The organism is Nioella sp. (assembly GCF_964229645.1).
In the GTDB taxonomy this organism is placed as follows: Bacteria; Pseudomonadota; Alphaproteobacteria; order Rhodobacterales; family Rhodobacteraceae; genus Nioella.
In genome coordinates, this window is sequence record NZ_CAXREX010000258.1 from 1 (window position 1) to 4,048 (window position 4,048).

3 protein-coding genes are annotated in these 4,048 nt (G+C 68.5%); 1 reads left to right on the forward strand and 2 read right to left on the reverse strand.

The annotated features are described in order from the left end of the window. A partial coding sequence (locus ACEQXV_RS17185) for an elongation factor G (RefSeq protein WP_370270183.1) occupies positions 1-1,549 on the forward strand: 1,549 nt, incomplete at its 5' end. Positions 1,550-1,851: 302 nt separating this feature from the next. On the opposite strand, the gene ACEQXV_RS17190 is transcribed toward ACEQXV_RS17185, so the two are convergent. Then, positions 1,852-3,057 carry a M24 family metallopeptidase gene (locus tag ACEQXV_RS17190; protein WP_370270185.1) on the reverse strand — a complete coding sequence of 402 codons (1,206 nt, stop codon included), beginning with the start codon at positions 3,055-3,057 and terminating at the stop codon, positions 1,852-1,854. Positions 3,058-3,198: 141 nt separating this feature from the next. Then, on the reverse strand, positions 3,199-4,048 hold an 850-nt coding region (locus ACEQXV_RS17195; protein WP_370270186.1), incomplete at its 5' end, for a LysR substrate-binding domain-containing protein.

Here is a 4,048-nt window from a genome sequence, read left to right on the forward strand (position 1 = left end):
GACCGACCGCGTCTCCGACGTGATCGCCGCGCTCCAGACCTACAGCGCCCATGGCATCATCCTGCGCCAGGTTCCCATGCGAGAGGGCGACAGGGTGGTGGGCTCGATCGACCTCATCTCCGAGCGCGCCTGGGAATATCACGAGGGCGAGCGCTCCTCGCTGGTGGAACTTCCCGCCGAGATGCGCGCCCGCGAAGAAGAGGCCCGCGCCGAGATGATGGAAACGCTCGCCGATTTCGACGATCACCTGCTCGAAGAAATCATCGAGGACCAGCGCCCGCCGACCGAAGAGCTTTACGATGTGGCCCGCCGCGCGCTTCAGCATCACGATCTGCTGGAGGCGCTTTTGGGCTCCGCCCGTCATGGCAACGGCGTGCTGCGCCTGATGAAATCCCTGCGCCACGACGTGCCGGGGGTCGAGGCGCTGCGCGACCGGCTCGCGCTGCCGGACGGGGCACTTGCCCTGGGCTGCATGGCCGACAACCTCAAGCATATCGGCAAGGCGGTGGTGATCCGCGCCCTCGGCCCGGGTGTAGCCGCCGGCGCGCGCGTGGGCGGCGACACGATCGGCACCCTCGACGATATCGACGCGCGCACGCAGCTGCCCGCCCTCGCCCCCGGCCAGATCGGCCTCACGATCAAGAGCGACCATATCTCCCTCGGGGGCGTGCTCACCGCCGACGGCAGGGTCGACCTGCCCGACTGGGCCACGGCCCATCCGCCCGCGCTGCGCCGGCTGGTGGTGCCCGACAACGAGCGGGACGAGAACAAGCTGCCCGCGGCGCTGGCCCGGCTGGCGGAAATCGACCGCGGCCTCACCGTTGCCCAAAGCGCGGCCAGCGGCCATCTGGAAATCGGCGTCCACGGCCCCCAGCACGAGAAACGCGTGATCGACAAGCTGGCCGAGGGCTTCGGCATCGCCGTCTCTTGCGCGCCCGTGCCCACCGCCTTGCGCGAAACCATCCGCAAGGGCGTGGAAAAGCATCACCGCCACCGCAAGCAATCCGGCGGGGCGGGCCAGTTTGCCGACGTGCTGATCGATATCGCCCCCCTGCCCGAGGGCGGCGGCTTCGCCTTCGACGACGTGGTCAAGGGCGGCGCGGTGCCGAAAAACTACATCCCCTCGGTCGAGGCGGGCGCGCGCGAAGCGCTGGCCGAAGGCCCGCAAGGCCACCCGGTCGTCGATGTCCGGGTCACGCTGAAGGACGGCAAGGCCCATTCCGTCGACAGCTCCGACTTCGCCTTCCGCACGGCGGGCAAGAACGCGGTCCGCGAAGCGCTGTCAGAGCTCGGCACCGTCACGCTGCAACCCATCATGCAGGTGTCGGTCCATGTGCCGTCCGCCTTCGCGGGCGACCTCGTGCAGGTGGTCAGCGGGCTCAAGGGCCAGGTCCAGGGCTTCGAGCCCCACCCCGATGCCGCCGGCTGGGACATCTTCCGCGCGCTGCTGCCGATGGCGGCGGAAGAGGATCTCGCCCACGCCCTGGGCAGCGCCACCCGCGGCACCGCCTGGTTCACGTCGGAGCTCGACCACTACCAGCCCGTCTGACGCGAAGGCCCCCGGGGCGCGGTCCGTTCAAACCCGCCCCCGGCCCTTCTTCTTTGCCCCAAATACCCCCGCCGGAGGCATCCCGCCGCCGCCACGCTCGCACGCGTCTTAGCGATGCGCCGTCCCCGCCGCCTGTCCGTGGCAACTGCGGCCCGGGGAGTGCCCCCGCGCAAGCGGGGGTCGAGGCGGGCCGCTCCCCGGTCGGCGCCGACAGGCGGCGAAACCGGGGTTTCGTCTGCACGGGGGGTGCACGGGGGGTGCACAGGGGGTGTACGGGGGGCACCCCCCCTGTTTTCGGGCCCTCAGCCCACCACGTTGAAGCCGGGCCCGTAGGGGTATCCGGTGATGTTCTCGGCCCCGTCCTCGGTGATGATCAGGATATCATGCTCCCGGTATCCACCCGCGCCGGGCTGGCCCTCGGGGATGGTCAGCATGGGCTCCATCGAGATCACCATGCCCGGTTCCAGCACCGTGTCGATGTCCTCGCGCAGCTCCAGCCCCGCCTCGCGCCCGTAATAGTGCGACAGCACGCCGAAGCTGTGGCCATAGCCGAAACTGCGATATTGCAGAAGGTTCCGCTCGGCGAAGAAGTCGTTGATCTTATGGGTAACTTCGGAACAGGACACGCCGGGACGCAAAAGGCTCATCCCGAATTCATGCGCACCCACATTGGCCTCCCAATAAGCCAGCGAGGCATCGTCCACCTCCTCGACGAACATGGTGCGTTCGAGCGCGGTGTAGTAGCCCGAGATCATCGGGAAGGTGTTGAGGCTCAGGATATCGCCCCGCTGCAACACGCGCCCCGTCACCGGGTTGTGTGCCCCGTCGGTGTTGACCCCTGACTGGAACCAGACCCAGGTATCGCGATATTCCGCGTCGGGAAACCGGCGGGCGATTTCCAGTTCCATCGCATCGCGCCCCGCCATGGCCACGTCGATCTCGCGAACCCCTTGTTTTACCGCGTCTTTTATGGCGTATCCGCCCACGTCGGCCACCGCGGCCCCGGCCCGGATCAGCGCGATTTCCGCGGGCGATTTGCGCATCCGCTGCTGCATGGTGAGGGTTGCGATTTCCACCTCGGTCGCGGGTTTCAGGAAGGCGCGCATCTTGTCCTGCTGCATCAGGGTAAGGTGATCGCCCTCGATCCCGATCGCCCGGCGCTCGCCGGTGACATGGGCCACGGCGCGCCAGAAATTGTCGCGCTTCCAGTCGGTATAGGTGATGTTGTCGGTCGCACCGCGCCGCCAGGGCTGGCCTGCGTCGATGCCTGCGCTGATCGTCACCGCTTCGGAGGCCGTCACAACCAGCGCGTAGGGCCGCCCGAACGAGCAATACAGAAAGCCCGAGTAATAGGCGATAGTGTGCATCGACGTCAGCACCACGGCATCGACGGCGACGGTATCCATGATCGCGCGCAGCCCCATCAGTCGGGCATCGTATTCGGCCTGGGTGAATTGCAGGGCAGGCTTGTCGCCATTGTGCAGGCGATAGAAATCGGGACGGTCCATGGGATGTTCCTTCATATGACCACGGCCCCGGCGTACAGGGCGGTCGCGGGGAGGGCCCGCAGGCGTGCAGCATGGTCGCTGCCGGGGCGACGCCATCGCCCCTGCCTGATCCGCCCTATAGCGTGATTCATCGCGCCAAGGCTAGGAATTTCGCGCGACGATCAGGTCGCGCGCCCTCGGACCCGAGGCCCATCCCAGCAACAGGTCCTGCATCACCGCCACGGCCCGCTTGGGCCGCCCTTCTGCCCGCCCCACCAACAGGGTGATCGGTGCAACCTCGTCGCTCAGGGGAAGGGCCGCCAGCCCGTCACCGGCATAGGACCGGTCGGTACGCGGGCGCATGTTCAGCACCGCAAGCCCCGCCCCGGCCCCGACGAGGCTGCGCACCATCTCGGTCGTGTTGGCCCGCGCGGCGATGCGGGGCGCCAGCCCCAGGTCGCGGAAAAGCGCGGTGACATAGGGCTCGGCCACCGGGCGGTCGAGCAGCACCAGCGGATGCGCGGCGATATCGGCGAGAGCGACCGGGCCACGGGCAAGCGGGTGGCCGAGCGGGGCCAGCACGTAGGGCGGCAGGTCCAGCAACCGCCTGGTCACGATCCCGGCCCGCACCGGGGCGGCAGCGAAGAGGATCAGGTCAAGCCGCCCGGCAAGCAGCCCCGCCTGCGCCTCGTCTGCGGCGCAATCGACGAGCGACACATCAAGCCCGGGATTCGCGCGTTGCAAGGGGATCAGAAGGCCCGGCAGAAACGCGGGCGCCACCGGGGCATAATAGCCGATCCGCAGATGCCCCGAGAGCGTCGTAGCCCCCGCGCGGGCGTCCTCCAGCACGCTGTCGCAATCCTCCAGCAATGCGCGGAACCGTGCGGCCAGCATCCGGCCCTCTTCGGTTGGCGCGATGCCCTTGGCCCGCGTGCGCACCAGAAGCGCCGCACCGACCTCTGCCTCGACCTGATCGACAGAGGCTGCAACAGCAGAGGCCGCGATATTGAGC